The organism is Micromonospora sp. BQ32, assembly GCF_059358895.1.
Genome location: NZ_JCADBI010000003.1, coordinates 552612 through 565551 on the forward strand (window position 1 = coordinate 552612; position 12940 = coordinate 565551).

At 72.3% G+C, this 12940-nt stretch carries 15 protein-coding genes; 11 read left to right on the plus strand and 4 right to left on the minus strand.

Annotated elements, in window-relative coordinates:
• Positions 1–21: 21 nt before the first annotated feature.
• Entirely contained in the window at positions 22–375 is a 354-nt protein-coding gene (locus AC5L30_RS09515) for an MmcQ/YjbR family DNA-binding protein (RefSeq protein ID WP_494866530.1), read from the minus strand.
• A gap of 71 nt (positions 376–446) precedes the next feature.
• Positions 447–872, minus strand: coding sequence for a DNA-binding protein (locus tag AC5L30_RS09520; RefSeq protein WP_494866532.1), 426 nt, complete (start codon positions 870–872; stop codon positions 447–449).
• A 101-nt stretch (positions 873–973) separates the two neighbouring features.
• On the opposite strand from AC5L30_RS09520, the gene AC5L30_RS09525 reads away from it, so the two are divergent.
• From AC5L30_RS09525 to AC5L30_RS09545, 5 genes are all read left to right on the plus strand, one after another.
• Positions 974–1615 (plus strand): DNA-3-methyladenine glycosylase, encoded by a 642-nt coding sequence (locus tag AC5L30_RS09525; RefSeq protein WP_494866533.1) that lies wholly within the window; start codon positions 974–976, stop codon positions 1613–1615.
• A gap of 88 nt (positions 1616–1703) precedes the next feature.
• The gene (locus tag AC5L30_RS09530; RefSeq protein WP_494866534.1) at positions 1704–2789 is read left to right on the plus strand and encodes a WD40/YVTN/BNR-like repeat-containing protein; all 1086 of its coding nucleotides are present in this window, start codon (positions 1704–1706) and stop codon (positions 2787–2789) included.
• A gap of 2 nt (positions 2790–2791) precedes the next feature.
• Positions 2792–3067 carry a ubiquitin-like small modifier protein 1 gene (locus AC5L30_RS09535; protein WP_494866535.1) on the plus strand — a complete coding sequence of 92 codons (276 nt, stop codon included), beginning with the start codon at positions 2792–2794 and terminating at the stop codon, positions 3065–3067.
• A 163-nt stretch (positions 3068–3230) separates the two neighbouring features.
• A complete protein-coding gene (locus AC5L30_RS09540; protein WP_494866536.1) occupies positions 3231–4373 on the plus strand; it encodes an LLM class flavin-dependent oxidoreductase in 1143 nt (380 codons plus the stop codon).
• On the plus strand, positions 4370–5005 hold the full coding sequence (locus tag AC5L30_RS09545) for an FMN reductase (protein ID WP_494866538.1): 636 nt from the start codon (positions 4370–4372) through the stop codon (positions 5003–5005). The genes AC5L30_RS09540 and AC5L30_RS09545 overlap by 4 nt, the downstream gene beginning before the upstream one ends.
• Here AC5L30_RS09545 and AC5L30_RS09550 read toward each other — a convergent pair.
• Positions 4998–5870: a universal stress protein gene (locus AC5L30_RS09550; protein WP_494866539.1), complete on the minus strand. Its 873-nt coding sequence runs from the start codon at positions 5868–5870 to the stop codon at positions 4998–5000. The two genes, AC5L30_RS09545 and AC5L30_RS09550, sit on opposite strands and share 8 nt — an antisense overlap.
• Positions 5871–6016: 146 nt before the next feature.
• On the opposite strand from AC5L30_RS09550, the gene AC5L30_RS09555 reads away from it, so the two are divergent.
• From AC5L30_RS09555 to AC5L30_RS09575, 5 genes are all read left to right on the plus strand, one after another.
• Positions 6017–6511: an ArsR/SmtB family transcription factor gene (locus tag AC5L30_RS09555; RefSeq protein WP_494866578.1), complete on the plus strand. Its 495-nt coding sequence runs from the start codon at positions 6017–6019 to the stop codon at positions 6509–6511.
• Between the two features lie 50 nt (positions 6512–6561).
• Positions 6562–8034 (plus strand): serine hydrolase domain-containing protein, encoded by a 1473-nt coding sequence (locus AC5L30_RS09560; RefSeq protein ID WP_494866541.1) that lies wholly within the window; start codon positions 6562–6564, stop codon positions 8032–8034.
• A 46-nt stretch (positions 8035–8080) separates the two neighbouring features.
• Entirely contained in the window at positions 8081–8581 is a 501-nt protein-coding gene (locus AC5L30_RS09565) for a GNAT family N-acetyltransferase (RefSeq protein WP_494866543.1), read from the plus strand.
• Between the two features lie 9 nt (positions 8582–8590).
• On the plus strand, positions 8591–9232 hold the full coding sequence (locus tag AC5L30_RS09570) for a hypothetical protein (RefSeq protein ID WP_494866544.1): 642 nt from the start codon (positions 8591–8593) through the stop codon (positions 9230–9232).
• Between the two features lie 151 nt (positions 9233–9383).
• A complete protein-coding gene (locus AC5L30_RS09575) occupies positions 9384–10721 on the plus strand; it encodes a hemolysin family protein (protein ID WP_494866545.1) in 1338 nt (445 codons plus the stop codon).
• 22 nt (positions 10722–10743) lie between these two features.
• Here the strand turns inward: AC5L30_RS09575 and AC5L30_RS09580 are convergent, their stop codons facing one another.
• Positions 10744–11133, minus strand: coding sequence for a PaaI family thioesterase (locus tag AC5L30_RS09580; protein WP_494866546.1), 390 nt, complete (start codon positions 11131–11133; stop codon positions 10744–10746).
• Positions 11134–11233: 100 nt separating this feature from the next.
• Here AC5L30_RS09580 and tyrS point away from each other — a divergent pair, with 100 nt between their 5' ends.
• A complete protein-coding gene (tyrS, locus tag AC5L30_RS09585; RefSeq protein WP_494866580.1) occupies positions 11234–12526 on the plus strand; it encodes a tyrosine--tRNA ligase in 1293 nt (430 codons plus the stop codon).
• Positions 12527–12940 lie beyond the last annotated feature (414 nt).

The window sequence follows — 12940 nt, forward strand, 5'->3', positions numbered from 1 at the left end:
GCCGCCGGCGCCGCGGCCGGTTCAGGCCGTCGGGCGCTCCCGCTTGGGGAGCTTGGCCACCACCATGTCGTACGACGAGTCGACCGCCTCGGTCAGCTCGTCGTCGTCGATCCCGCCGTCCAGGCGCAGCGTGTTCCACCCGGACCGGCCGATGTAGGCCATCACGCTGGCGTCGTCCGGGTGCCGGTGCAGCCACTCGTCGGCCACCTCCCGGGTCGGCCCGCACTTGATGCCGACCGTCGGTTTGCCCCCGTCGCTGCCGAGGAACGCGAAGATCCGGCCGCCCACCTTCACCACCTCGTCGCCCTCCCACGGTTGGTCCAGCCACGCTCCCGGCTTGGCCAGGCAGTACGCCAGCATCTCCGCGCGCTCCATGGGTGCCTCCTCGTCGTGCGCACAGTGTGCCCGCCCGGCCGCCGTCGTAGGCGCGGCGTGCCGATCGGTCGTCAGGGGGTCTGCTCGGCCGAGCGGGCGGCCACCCGCTCGTAGCGCTGTCGGGCCGCCTGCGCGCTGCCCAGCCCCAGCCCGTACGCGATCGCCTGCCAGGTGAGCCCCCGGTCGCGGGCCAGCGTCAGCAGGCCGGCCTCCAGGGCGTCCAACTCGGCGCGGACGTGTGGCAGCAGGGTCAGCGCGGCGGTGAGGTCGCCGGCGTCGATCGGCTCCTCGGCGGGCTCACGCTCGGCCCCGCCTGCCGCCAGGGCGGTGACCAGGGCGACCGCCTCCCACGGGTCGAGCACGTACGGGTGGGCCCAACGGCCCCGCCGGGTCTCGGTGCCGGCGTGCCGCTCGCTGATCCGCTGCAACGCCTCGTACGTCCGGTGGGCGCGGGCCCGGCCCGGGTCGGGCGCGGTGAAGATGTCCTCGGTCGTCATACCCCGAGCACACCTCATCAACAAAATATTGTCAACAGTTTGTTCAAGTCTCCCTCGTGCCGGACGGATGCCGGGGCGGCGGGATGGGTACCGTCGGGGACATGGCTCTGTCCTCCGGTAATCGCACCACCGACGCCGACCTGGCGGCACTGGCGGACCTGCTCGCCGGTCCACTGCTGCCGGGGGCGCGCGGGCTGCTGGGCTGCCGGTTGCACGCCGGCGGGGTCACCGTCCGGATCACCGAGGTCGAGGCGTACGCGGGAAGCGGCGGCGATCCCGCCTCGCACGCCCATCGGGGCCGCACCCCGCGCAACGCCGTGATGTTCGGCCCCGCCGGGCACGCCTACGTCTACTTCACCTACGGGATGCACTGGTGCATGAACGTGGTCACCGGCGTCGAGGGGGAGGCTTCCGCCGTGCTGCTGCGCGCCGGCGAGGTGGTCGACGGCCTGGCCACGGCACGGGAGCGCCGACCGGCCGTCCGGCGGGACGTGGACCTGGCCCGCGGGCCGGCCCGGCTCTGCTCCGCGCTCGGCATCGACCGCGAGGCGTACGGGGCGTACCTGCTCGGCGACGGCCCGGTCCGGCTGCGGCCCCCGGCCCGACCGGTGCCGCCGGAGACGGTGGTGGTGGGTCCCCGGGTCGGGGTGACCGGCGCGCACGACCTGCCCTGGCGGTTCTGGCTGGATGGCGATCCCACGGTCAGCGCGTACCGCCGGCACGTGCCTCGCATCCGGCGCTGAGCGCCCCGTGCGGCGTGTGGGCGGCGAAGCCTGTCGGGGGGTGTGGCCATAATCACCGGACCTGCTCACCGACGGTTCGGAGGACGTCATGGCAACACTGCTCGCGATCGGCACAGCCAAGGGATTGTTCCTCGCCACCAGCACCGACGAGCGGCGCAGTTGGGAGATCACCGGTCCGCACTTTCCGATGACCGGTGTCTACGCGGTCGCCGTCGACACCCGTCATTCCACCCCGCGGCTGCTCGCCGGCATGACCAGCTCACACTTCGGCCCCAGCGTCGCCACCAGCGATGATCTCGGCGCCTCCTGGGACGAGCCCGACCAGGCGCCGGTCGCGTTCCCGGCCGACACCGGCGTCTCCCTCGGGCGGGTCTGGCAGCTGATGCCGGCCGGCCCCGACGAACCGGACGTCATCTGGGCCGGCACCGAGCCCTCGGCGTTGTTCAAGTCCACCGACGGTGGTCGCAGCTTCGAGCTGGTCCGTTCCCTCTGGGACCATCCGCACCGCCCGCAGTGGGAGGCCGGCTTCGGTGGTCAGGCCGTGCACACCGTGCTGCCCCACCCGCGTGACCCGGCTCGGCTGCTGGTCGCCATGTCCACCGGTGGGGTCTACCGCTCGGAGGACGCCGGGGCGAGTTGGGCGCCGGGCAACACCGGCATCCGCGCCTACTTCATGCCCGACGAGTGGCCGGAGTTCGGCCAGTGCGTGCACAAGGTCGCCCGGGACGCCGGCAACCCCGAACGGCTGTACGCGCAGAACCACCACGGTGTCTACCGCTCCGATGACGACGGCCGCACCTGGTCCTCGATCGCCGACGGGCTGCCCAGCGACTTCGGCTTCCCGATGGTGACCCACCCCGGGCGTGGCGGCATGGTGTGGACCTTCCCGTTGGTGGCCGACGGCGAGCGGTTCCCGACCGACCATCGCTGTCGGGTGTTCCGTTCCGCCGACGCCGGCGGCAAGTGGGAGCCGCTGTCGGTCGGGCTGCCCGAGGGCCCGTTCTATCCGGCGGTGCTGCGGGACGCGATGTGCGCCGACGACGCCACCCCCGGTGGGGTCTACTTCGGCACCCGCTCCGGTTCGGTCTTCGCCAGCCGCGACGAGGGCGACTCCTGGTCGACGGTCGCGGCGCACCTGCCCGACGTGCTCTGCGTTCGCGCCGCGGAGGTCTGAGCGTGGTCACCGTGCTGCTGCCCGGCCCGCTGCGGGGCGAGGCCGGGGGCGCGAGCCGGCTGAACGTTACCGCCACCGGGACGCTGCGGGCGGTCCTCGACGAGATGGCGGTCGCGCATCCCCGGCTGGCCCGGCGCATCCGTGACGAGCGCGGCGAGCTGCGCCGCTACGTCAACGTCTTCGTGGACGGGGAAGACTGCCGGCACTCCGGCGGTCTGGCCACCCCGGTCAAGGACGGCGCCGAGGTGCAGGTGTTGCCGTCGGTGGCGGGCGGCTGAGTCAGCCCGCATCGAGGGGAGTGTTCGACCCGATGTCCGGTTGTGGAGGGTGACCGGTGCCACTGCGAGGTGTCCCGCCGACGGAATAGTTGCGTCGTCAAATAAGTTGAGAGCTGCGTCCGGGTACCACGACGGCACCCGGTTGACACGCGAGGAGCTGGTCATGCAGTTCGGAATCTTCACCGTCGGTGACGTCACGGTCGATCCGACCACCGGTCGGGAGCCGACCGAGCATGAGCGGATCAAGGCGATGGTCACGATCGCGTTGAAGGCCGAAGAGGTCGGTCTGGACGTCTTCGCCACCGGCGAGCACCACAACCCGCCGTTCGTGCCGTCGTCACCGACGACCATGCTCGGCTACATCGCGGCGCGCACCGAGCGGCTGCTGCTCTCCACCGCCACCACGCTGATCACCACCAACGACCCGGTGAAGATCGCCGAGGACTACGCGATGCTCCAGCACCTGTCCGACGGCCGGGTGGATCTCATGATGGGCCGCGGCAACACCGGCCCGGTCTACCCGTGGTTCGGCAAGGACATCCGGGCCGGCATTCCCCTCGCGATCGAGAACTACGACCTGCTGCACCGGCTGTGGCGCGAGGACGTGGTCGACTGGAAGGGCAAGTACCGCACCCCGTTGCAGTCGTTCACCTCGACGCCGCGCCCGCTCGACGGCGTGCCCCCGTTCGTCTGGCACGGCTCGATCCGCAGCCCGGAGATCGCCGAGCAGGCCGCGTACTACGGTGACGGCTTCTTCGCCAACCACATCTTCTGGCCCAAGGAGCACACCCAGCGGATGGTCGGGCTCTACCGCCAGCGGTACGCGCACTACGGTCACGGCTCCGCCGACCAGGCCATCGTCGGCCTCGGCGGGCAGGTGTTCATGCGCCGCAACTCGCAGGACGCGGTCCGGGAGTTCCGGCCGTACTTCGACAACGCCCCGGTCTACGGGCACGGGCCGTCGCTGGAGGAGTTCACCCGGGAGACCCCGCTGACCGTGGGCAGCCCGCAGCAGGTCATCGACCGCACGCTCGGCTTCCGGGAGTACGTCGGTGACTACCAGCGGCAGCTGTTCTTGATGGACCACGCGGGGTTGCCGCTGAAGACCGTGCTGGAGCAGCTCGACCTGCTCGGCGAGGAGGTCGTGCCGGTGCTGCGCAAGGAGTTCGCCGCGCTGCGCCCGGCGCACGTGCCGGCGGCGCCGACGCACGCCTCGCTGGTGGCCGCGGCGGGCGGCGCCAAGGACAGCACCGTGCACGCCGTCGACGACGTGACGGGCAAGGCGCCGGAGGGGGCGACCCGATGACCCGCCGCACCCTGGCCGTGGTCTCGGCGGGGCTGAGCCAGCCCTCGTCGACCCGGCTGCTCGCCGACCAGCTCGCCGCGGCCACCCGCGACGAGTTGGTCCGGCGCGGCTCCGAAGTGGAGCTGCACGTCGTCGACCTGCGCGAGTACGCCCACGACGTGGTGAACAACATGCTCACCGGGTTTGCGCCAGCAGCGCTGCGCGAGGTCATCGACGCGGTGACCGGGGCGGACGGCGTCATCGCCGTCACGCCGATCTTCAGCGCCTCGTACAACGGGCTGTTCAAGTCCTTCTTCGACGTGTTGGATTCCGAGTCGCTGATCGACCGGCCGGTGCTGATCGGCGCCACCGGCGGCACCGCCCGGCACTCGCTGGCACTGGAGCACGCCGTCCGCCCGATGTTCGCCTACCTCCGGTCGGTGGTGGTCCCTACCGCCGTCTTCGCCGCTCCGGAGGACTGGTCCGACGGCACCGCCGACGGCGCGTTGCGCGCTCGGATCCGGCGCGCCGCCGGGGAGTTGGCCGACCAGATCGAGCGCCGGCCACCGGCCACCGGGCCGGCCGACCCGTTCGCCCTCACCACCGACTTCCTGCAGATGCTCGGCCGAGGTGACGACGCGCCGGTCAGCTGACCGGGTGGGCGACCAGCACCGGGCAGTGCGCGTGCTGGATCGCCGCCTGACTGACCGACCCGAGCAGCAGACCGGTGAACCCGGCCCGGCCCCGGGTGCCCACGACCAGCAGCGACGCCGTGCCGCTGGCCTCGATGAGCCCCTGGGCCGCGCCGGCCGCCCGGACCGGATGTTCGCGCACCACCAGGTCGGGGTGCTCGGCGCGCACCAGGGCCGAGGCATCAGCCAGGAGTCGCACCGCCTCGGCCTGGTACGCGGCCTGCGACTCCTCGATCTCCTCCGGCACCGTCCGGTCCCCGTCCGGAGGACCGACGTGCACCAGCACCAGCGGTACGTCGCGCAGCGCCGCCTCGTCGGCGCCCGAGCGGATGGCGAGCCGGGACGGTTCGGACCCGTCGACGCCGACCAGCACCGGGCCGTCCACCGGGATCGGCTGCTCGTCCGGGCGGACCACCAGCACCGGGCAGTGCGCGTGCGCGGCCACCTGCGCGCCGACCGAGCCGAGCAGCAGCCCGGTGAAGCCGCCCAGGCCACGGCTGCCCACCACGACCAGCTCCGCCCGGCGGGACTCCTCGATCATGGTGATGCCGGGACCGCCGGCGACCTGACGCACCTCGACGACGAGGCCGGGCCACCGGCCGGTCAGCTCGGTCGCCGTGCGCTCCAACATGTGCTGCGCCTCCTCGGGGGGCACCGGCACCCCGAGGTCGTACGGGTTGAGCGGCACGCCGTAGCCGGACGGGTGCAGGTAACCGTGCACCAGGAGCAGCGGTCGGGACCGCAGCAGCGCGGCCCGCGCCGCGTGTTCGGCGGCGACGAGGCTGGACGGCGATCCGTCCACGCCCACCACGACAGGTCGGTTCATCGGCGCTCCCTGGGTCGGTCAGGTCATTGTCGACCGCTCGGCCGTGCCGGCGGGGCCGGACGCGCCGGCCCCGCCGTTCCCGGCCGCCCGCCGACCCGGCGCTTGCACGTAATTACGTATGTTCGTAATATCGACGTGTGAACACCATGGAAGATCGGCTCGCCGCGCTGGAGGCACAGGTTGCCGCGTTGAGCGCACGCCTCGCCGCCGCACCACCGACACCGTCCGCGCCCGAGGACACCTTCTGGGCCCTCGACGGACTCAAACAGCGCCTGCCACCCGACGGGTCGGGCGCGGTGCTCTACACCGGCACCGTCCGCGTCGCCGGCCAGCACTACGACTGGCAGTACGGCCGCACCGTCGACGACCTGCTCGCCGCCGACTGGACGGAGCTGGCCAGCACCCTCTCCGCGTTGGCCCACCCGGTGCGGCTGCGGCTGCTGCGGGAGATCCTCGGCGGCCGGCAGAGCACCAGCGAACTGGCCGAGATCGACGAGTTGGGCACCACCGGCCAACTGCATCACCACCTGCGCCAGATCACCGCCGCCGGTTGGCTGCGCAGCGCCGGCCGAGGGCGGTACGCGGTCCCGGCCGAACGCGTGGTGCCGCTGCTGGCCATCCTCACCGCCGCCGGCCGCTGACCAGACGCGGCTCGGCCACTCATCCGACCAACCCCACGGAGGAGCCAACCATGCGCCGGGCGACCGTCACCGCCCTCGTCGTCGCACTGATCGCCGGTCTGGTCGGGGTGGCGCTGATGCCCCGAGCGCCCCGACTCGGCGCGCAGACCACCGGCGATCGCGACCTGGCCGCTGCCGCACGGTCGGCCGCGCCCGACCCGTCGGGGCATCGTGGGCTCGCCGTCGCCCTGATCGAGAACGGCCGGATCCGCACCGCCGGCCTGGGCGACCGGGACCCCGCCGGCCGACCCGTCGAGCCCGGCACCCCGTTCGAGATCGGCTCGGTCACCAAGGCGCTCACCGGCATGCTCCTCGCCGACCAGGTCGCCGCCGGCGTCGTCGGCCCGGACGACCGGCTCGGCGCCACCTGGCCCGAGGTGACCGGCCCCGCCCGCGACGTCACGCTCGCCGAACTCGCCAGCCACCGCGCCGGCCTGCCCCGGCTCGCCCCCGGCTCCCCGGTGGGGTGGGCACGCATCCTCTGGTCCAACGCCTCCGGCGGCAACCCCTACGCCGGGCAGGGCGTCGACACCATCCGTGGCGCCGCCGACCGGGTCAGTCCCGACGACGAGCGCGGCGCGGTCCACTACTCCAACCTCGGGCCGTCCGTGCTCGGCCACGCGCTCGCCGCGAAGGCCGGCGTCGCGTACCCCGAGCTGCTGCGGGCACGGTTGCTCGGGCCGCTCGGCATGACGGCCACCGTCGTCGCCACCCGCGACGACGACCTGCCGGCCGGTCGCGCCGAGGGCAGCCGGGCCGGCGGCCGGCCGCTCGACCCGTGGGCGGGGGCCGGGTACGCCCCGGCCGGCGTCGGCCTCTGGTCGACGGCCGAGGACCTGGGCAGGTTGCTCGCCGCGACCCTCGCCGGCACCGCGCCCGGCGCCGACGCCACCACCGCCCGCTTCCGCGAAAACGACGACACCCGCATCGGGTACGGCTGGTTCACCACCCGACACGGCGACCACGAGGTGGTCTGGCACAACGGCGCGACCGGCGGGTTCCGGTCCTACGTCGGTCTCGAGCGAGCCACCGGCCGGGCGGTGGCGGTGCTCGGCAACACCGACAGGGGCGTCGAGCCGATCGGCCTGCGGCTGCTCGGGGTGCCGCAGAACAAGGCCGACTCGGCGGCGTCAGTGGTGCTGCCGTGGATCGGCGCCGGCCTCGCGGTGGCCTTCACCTTCATCGGCGGCCTCTCCCTGCTCGGCACCGCCCGCCGCCGCCAACTGGACCAGGTGACAGTGCTGGCGGCGACGGTCTGGGCGTTCGCCTATCTGGGGTTGGGGCACCGGTTGGGAGACTGGTCGGTGGTGCCGGCCTGGCTGTGGCCGCTCGGGGCCGGTCTGTCGGCGTCGGGGGTGGCCCTGGCGGCGACCCGGTGGCGTGCCCTGCCGGTGGTCGACGCGCGGGTGCCCTGGCGTCGGCTGCTGTCGGTCGCGAGTTCCCTGGTGGCCGCCGTGCTGGCGGTCGTGGCCGTCGCCGGCTGAGTCCGCGCCGCCGCTCCCCGTCACCCCGGTTGCGTACCCTCGCCCGATGACCTCCGATGTGCTGCTGCGCCCGGTCCGTGAGGACGACCTCGTCGAGTTCTTCCTGCACCAGCAGGACCCGGAGGCCAACCGGATGGCCGCGTTCGGTCCCAAGGACCCGTCCGACCGTCGGGAGTTCGCCGCGCACTGGGCCCGGGTGCTCACCAACCCGGCGAACCTGGTCCGCACCGTCGAGGCCGACGGCGAGGTGGTCGGCTACGTGAGCGCCTTCCCGGCCGAAGGGAAGACCGAGGTCAGCTACTGGATCGACCCGGCGCGCTGGGGTCGGGGCCACGCCACGGCGGCCCTGGCCGCCCTGCTGCGCGAGCTCCCCCGGCCGGTGCACGCCCGCGCCGCCAAGGACAACGCCGCCTCCCTCGCGGTGCTCCGCAAGTGCGGGTTCGTGATGGTCGGTGAAGACTCGGGGTACGCCAACGGCCGCGGCGAAGACGTCGAGGAGTGGCTGCTGGAGCTGCCCGCCGACGGCCCTGACCTGGGCGGGCACTAGTCTCGCGGCGTGAACTGGTTGGATCTCGTCGGCTGGGCCGGCTCCGCGGTGCTGGTCTGGTCGTTGCTGCAGTCGCGCGTCCTGCGGTTGCGGGCGCTCAACCTCGTCGGCAGCGTCGTGCTGATCGGCTACAACGCCGCGATCGAGGTCTGGCCGATGGTCGGGCTCAACGTCGTGCTCGCGGCGATCAACATCTGGTACCTGCGCGGGATGCTCGTCACCCGGCACGACGAGAAGACCTACCAGGTGGTGGAGGTTGGTGTCGGCGACCAGTTCCTCGCGCACACGCTGCGGGTGCACGCCGCCGACATCGCCCGGTTCAACCCCGACTTCCACTGGGATCCCGACCCGTCGGGGCGCTCGGCGTTCCTCGTGGTCACGGCCGACGAGGTGGTCGGGGTGGTGCTGTCGCACGCCGAGGCACCCGGGGTCGCCCAGATCGACCTGGACTACGTGACCCCGAAGTTTCGTGACTTCACCCCGGGCGAGTTCGTCTACCGGCGCAGCCACCTGTTCACCGAACGTGGCTTCCACCGGGTGGTCAGCCCGCCCCGGATGGTCGCCCCCTACTACCACCGGCTGGGCTTCCGCCCGGAGGGCGACTCGTACGTCCTCGACCTGCCGGCGTCACCGACGCCCCAGTCGACGTAGCGTCACCTCGCCCGATTCGGCGTAGCGTCGCCGGGGCAGGATTCGGCCGGTGCGGGACGGGGCAAAGACACGCCTACGCCGGGCGGGCTCGCCGACCGGCGGGTGCCGCGCGTAGCGGCCGGTGCCACCACCACGAGGGAGCGAACCGGGCGTGCAGAGCTACGGGAGCCAACTGGCCCTGGTCGGAGTCCTGGTCGTGATCAACGCGCTCTTCGCGGGCAGCGAGATGGCGTTGGTGTCGCTGCGAGACAGCCAGATCCAGCGGCTGGAGCGCACCAGCCGGGCCGGGCGGGTGCTGGCCCGGCTCGCCAAGGACCCGAACCGTTTCCTGGCCACCATCCAGATCGGCATCACCCTCGCCGGTTTCCTGGCCTCCGCCGCCGCGGCGGTCTCGCTGGCCAAACCCCTGGTGCCGCTGCTCGGGATGTTCGGCGGCGCCGCCGAGACGGTGGCGATCGTGGCGGTCACCCTCGCACTGACCTTCGTCACCCTGGTCTTCGGCGAGCTGGCACCCAAACGGATCGCCATGCAGTCCGCCGAGCGGTGGGCGCTGCTGGTGGCCCGCCCGCTCGACCTGCTCGCCAGCCTCACCCGGCCGGCCGTCTGGGCGCTCGGCGCCACCAGCGACGTGGTGGTCCGCCTGGTCGGGCTCAACCCCAAGCACCAGCCGGAGGAGATCGGCCCGGACGAGCTGCGCGACATCGTCGCCGGCAACCACGGCTTCACCAAGGAGCAGCGCACCATCATCGCGGGCGCCGTGGAGATCGCCGACCGGCGGTTGCGGGCTGTCCTCGTACCCCGGTTGCAGGTCTTCACGCTCGACAGCGGGACAACCGCGGAGGCCGCGCGGCTCGTGCTGGCCGCCACCGGGCACTCCCGGGCTCCGGTCGTGCGCCACGGCGGCCTGGACGACACGGCCGGAGTGATCCACCTGCGTGACCTGGTGGGGGTGCCCGACGACCGGCCGGTCGACGAGATCGCCCGACCGCCGATGCTGCTGCCCGACTCGCTACCGGTGGTGGACGCGCTGCGCCAGTTCAAGGCCGAGCGTCAGCACATCGCGCTCGTCGTGGACGAGCGCGGCGCCGTCGACGGCATCGTGACGCTGGAGGACATCCTGGAGGAGATCGTCGGCGAGATCTACGACGAGACCGACCGGGATGTGCGCTCGGTGCGGCGCGACCCCGACGGCGCGCTGCTGCTACCCGGCACCTTCCCGGTGCACGACCTTCCGGACATCGGCGTCGAGCTGCCGTCGCGGCCGGATGGCGACTACACCACCGTCGCCGGGCTGGTGCTGGCCCGGCTCGGGCACATCCCCACCGTCGCCGGTGAGGACGTCACGCTGGACGGCTGGGTGCTGGTCGTGGCCGGCATCGACCACCGGGCGATCACCGAGGTACGGCTCAGCCGCGTACCCGATGAAGCCGACGGTGACGCCGACACCGACCAGGCCGCGGAGCCGGTGCTGGACGAGGCCCGCAGTTGACCTGTGCGGCGAGTGCCGTCGCTCAGGCGGGCGAGAGGTTCTGCAACCGGACCTGACCACGGGCGACCAGCCGCTGGTCGGCGTCGGTGATCTCCACCTGCCAGAGCTGCTGGCTGCGGCCCCGGTGCACCGGGGTACCGACGGCGGTCAGCTCCCCGTCCCGGACGGCGCGCAGGAAGTCGGTCTGGTTGGACACCCCGACCACCGTGCCCCGGTCGGCCAGCCAGAGGGAGCCACCCACGCTGGCCGCGGTCTCCACGACCGAGCAGTACACCCCGCCGTGCTGAATGCCGAACGGCTGGTGCAGCTCCGGGCGGACCTGCCAGCTGATGACCACCCGGTCGCCGCTCGCCTCCTCGAACGTGAGGCCGAGCAGGGCGACGAAACCGCCCGTCAGATCCGGAATCTCCATGGCACAGACCTCCTCGATCAACGGGGCGCAAGCCTAGCCGGGGCGAGTTCCGGCAAACCCGGTACGGGTCGGTGCCGGCGATGGGGGAGAATCGGTGACCGTGACCGACAGCAGCACTCCGCCGCCCGGGCGGGACTCCCTGACCGACGACCTGCTCTGGCGTGGCCTGATACAGGACTCGACCGGAATCGACGAGCTGCGCGAGCTGCTCGACGGTGGGAAGTCCGCCACGTACTACGTGGGCTTCGACCCCACCGCGGCGAGCCTGCACGTCGGCTCGCTCATGCAGGTCACCATGGCCCGCCGGCTGCAACTCGCCGGTCACCGCCCGTTGCTGCTGGTCGGCGGGGCGACCGGGCAGATCGGTGACCCGAAGGAGAGCGCCGAGCGGACCCTCAACCCGCCCGACGTGATCGCCGGATGGGTCGAGCGCATCCGCGACCAGTTGGCGCCCTTCGTGTCGTACACCGGCGAGAACGCGGCCCAGTTGGTCAACAACCTGGAGTGGACCGGCGAGATGTCGGTGGTCGAGTTCCTCCGGGACGTGGGCAAGCACTTCCCGGTGAACAAGATGCTCGCGCGGGAGGTGGTGCGGGCCCGCCTGGAGACCGGCATCAGCTTCACCGAGTTCAGCTACCAGCTGCTGCAGGCCAACGACTTCTTCGAGCTGCACCGCCGGCACGGCTGTCAGCTCCAGTTCGGCGGCTCCGACCAGTGGGGCAACATCACCGCCGGCGTCGACTACGTCCGCCGGCGGGGCGCGGGGCCGGTGCAGGCGTTCACCACGCCCCTGGTCACCAAGGCCGACGGCACGAAGTTCGGCAAGACCGAGGGCGGTGCCGTCTGGCTGGATCCCACGATGACCAGCCCGTACGCCTTCTACCAGTTCTGGCTCAACGTGGACGACCGGGAGGTCGACCGCTACCTGCGGTACTTCAGCTTCCGGACCCGGGATGAGTTGGAAGAGTTGGCGAAGGCGACCGCCGAACGGCCGGCGGCCCGCCTGGCGCAGCGAGCGCTCGCCGAGGAGCTGACCATCCTGGTGCACGGCGCCGACGAGACCCGACAGGCGATCGCCGCCAGCCAGGCGCTGTTCGGCCGCGGATCGTTGGACGACCTGGCACCGGAGACGCTGCGGGCGGCTCTGATCGAGGCGGGCCTGGTGCGTCTCTCCGGCGAATTGCCGGATGTGGCGGGTTTGCTGCGGGACTCCGGGCTGGTGAGTGGTCTCAAGGAGGCCCGTCGGGTGATCGCCGAGGGCGGCGCCTACGTCAACAACAACCGGGTGACCGAGGTGGACGCCGGAGTATCGGCGGCCGACCTGCTGCACGGGCGATACCTGGTGCTGCGCCGCGGCAAGCGCTCGTTCGCGGGCGTTGAGCTGGGCGAATAGTCGTCTGTCGACGGTGTGACGGGGGACGCGTCCGGCGGATTTGACGATCATCCCGCCGGACGCGTAACTTTCTCTCTGCCAGCGCGGAACGGACGAAACAGGCGAAAGCCTGAGACGGCCGGAGCGCGGGAATGACCGCCGGGTCGGAGGGGTTGAACCCCTCAGGACCGGTACCGGGTGGTGCCCCCAAGGTTCGCCGCGAGGCGGATTTGGTGCGGCGGAACCGACCGGGTAAAGTTAGCGACCGGCAGGGCACCGGGCGAGCTAGCGGGAGACCGCAGCGGCCGGCCTGCCAAATCCGTGACGAGAGCGGCGCAAGCCGGTCGAGACATGGTGCCCGCATTCTTCGGGTGAAGCACGACGAACCGCGAAATATCGGTTTGACACGGCGGAAACGAGCGGGTAACGTGGTAA

Excerpts from the sequence above, each read along its gene's own strand:
- AC5L30_RS09545 (WP_494866538.1), top strand. The coding sequence starts at position 4,370 with ATGACCCGCCGCACCCTGGCCGTGGTCTCGGCGGGGCTGAGCCAGCCC.
- AC5L30_RS09555 (WP_494866578.1), top strand. The coding sequence starts at position 6,017 with ATGGAAGATCGGCTCGCCGCGCTGGAGGCACAGGTTGCCGCGTTGAGC.
- AC5L30_RS09515 (WP_494866530.1), bottom strand. The coding sequence starts at position 375 with ATGGAGCGCGCGGAGATGCTGGCGTACTGCCTGGCCAAGCCGGGAGCG.
- AC5L30_RS09540 (WP_494866536.1), top strand. The coding sequence starts at position 3,231 with ATGCAGTTCGGAATCTTCACCGTCGGTGACGTCACGGTCGATCCGACC.
- AC5L30_RS09580 (WP_494866546.1), bottom strand. The coding sequence starts at position 11,133 with ATGGAGATTCCGGATCTGACGGGCGGTTTCGTCGCCCTGCTCGGCCTC.
- AC5L30_RS09560 (WP_494866541.1), top strand. The coding sequence starts at position 6,562 with ATGCGCCGGGCGACCGTCACCGCCCTCGTCGTCGCACTGATCGCCGGT.
- AC5L30_RS09530 (WP_494866534.1), top strand. The coding sequence starts at position 1,704 with ATGGCAACACTGCTCGCGATCGGCACAGCCAAGGGATTGTTCCTCGCC.
- AC5L30_RS09525 (WP_494866533.1), top strand. The coding sequence starts at position 974 with ATGGCTCTGTCCTCCGGTAATCGCACCACCGACGCCGACCTGGCGGCA.
- AC5L30_RS09520 (WP_494866532.1), bottom strand. The coding sequence starts at position 872 with ATGACGACCGAGGACATCTTCACCGCGCCCGACCCGGGCCGGGCCCGC.
- AC5L30_RS09550 (WP_494866539.1), bottom strand. The coding sequence starts at position 5,870 with ATGAACCGACCTGTCGTGGTGGGCGTGGACGGATCGCCGTCCAGCCTC.
- AC5L30_RS09565 (WP_494866543.1), top strand. The coding sequence starts at position 8,081 with ATGACCTCCGATGTGCTGCTGCGCCCGGTCCGTGAGGACGACCTCGTC.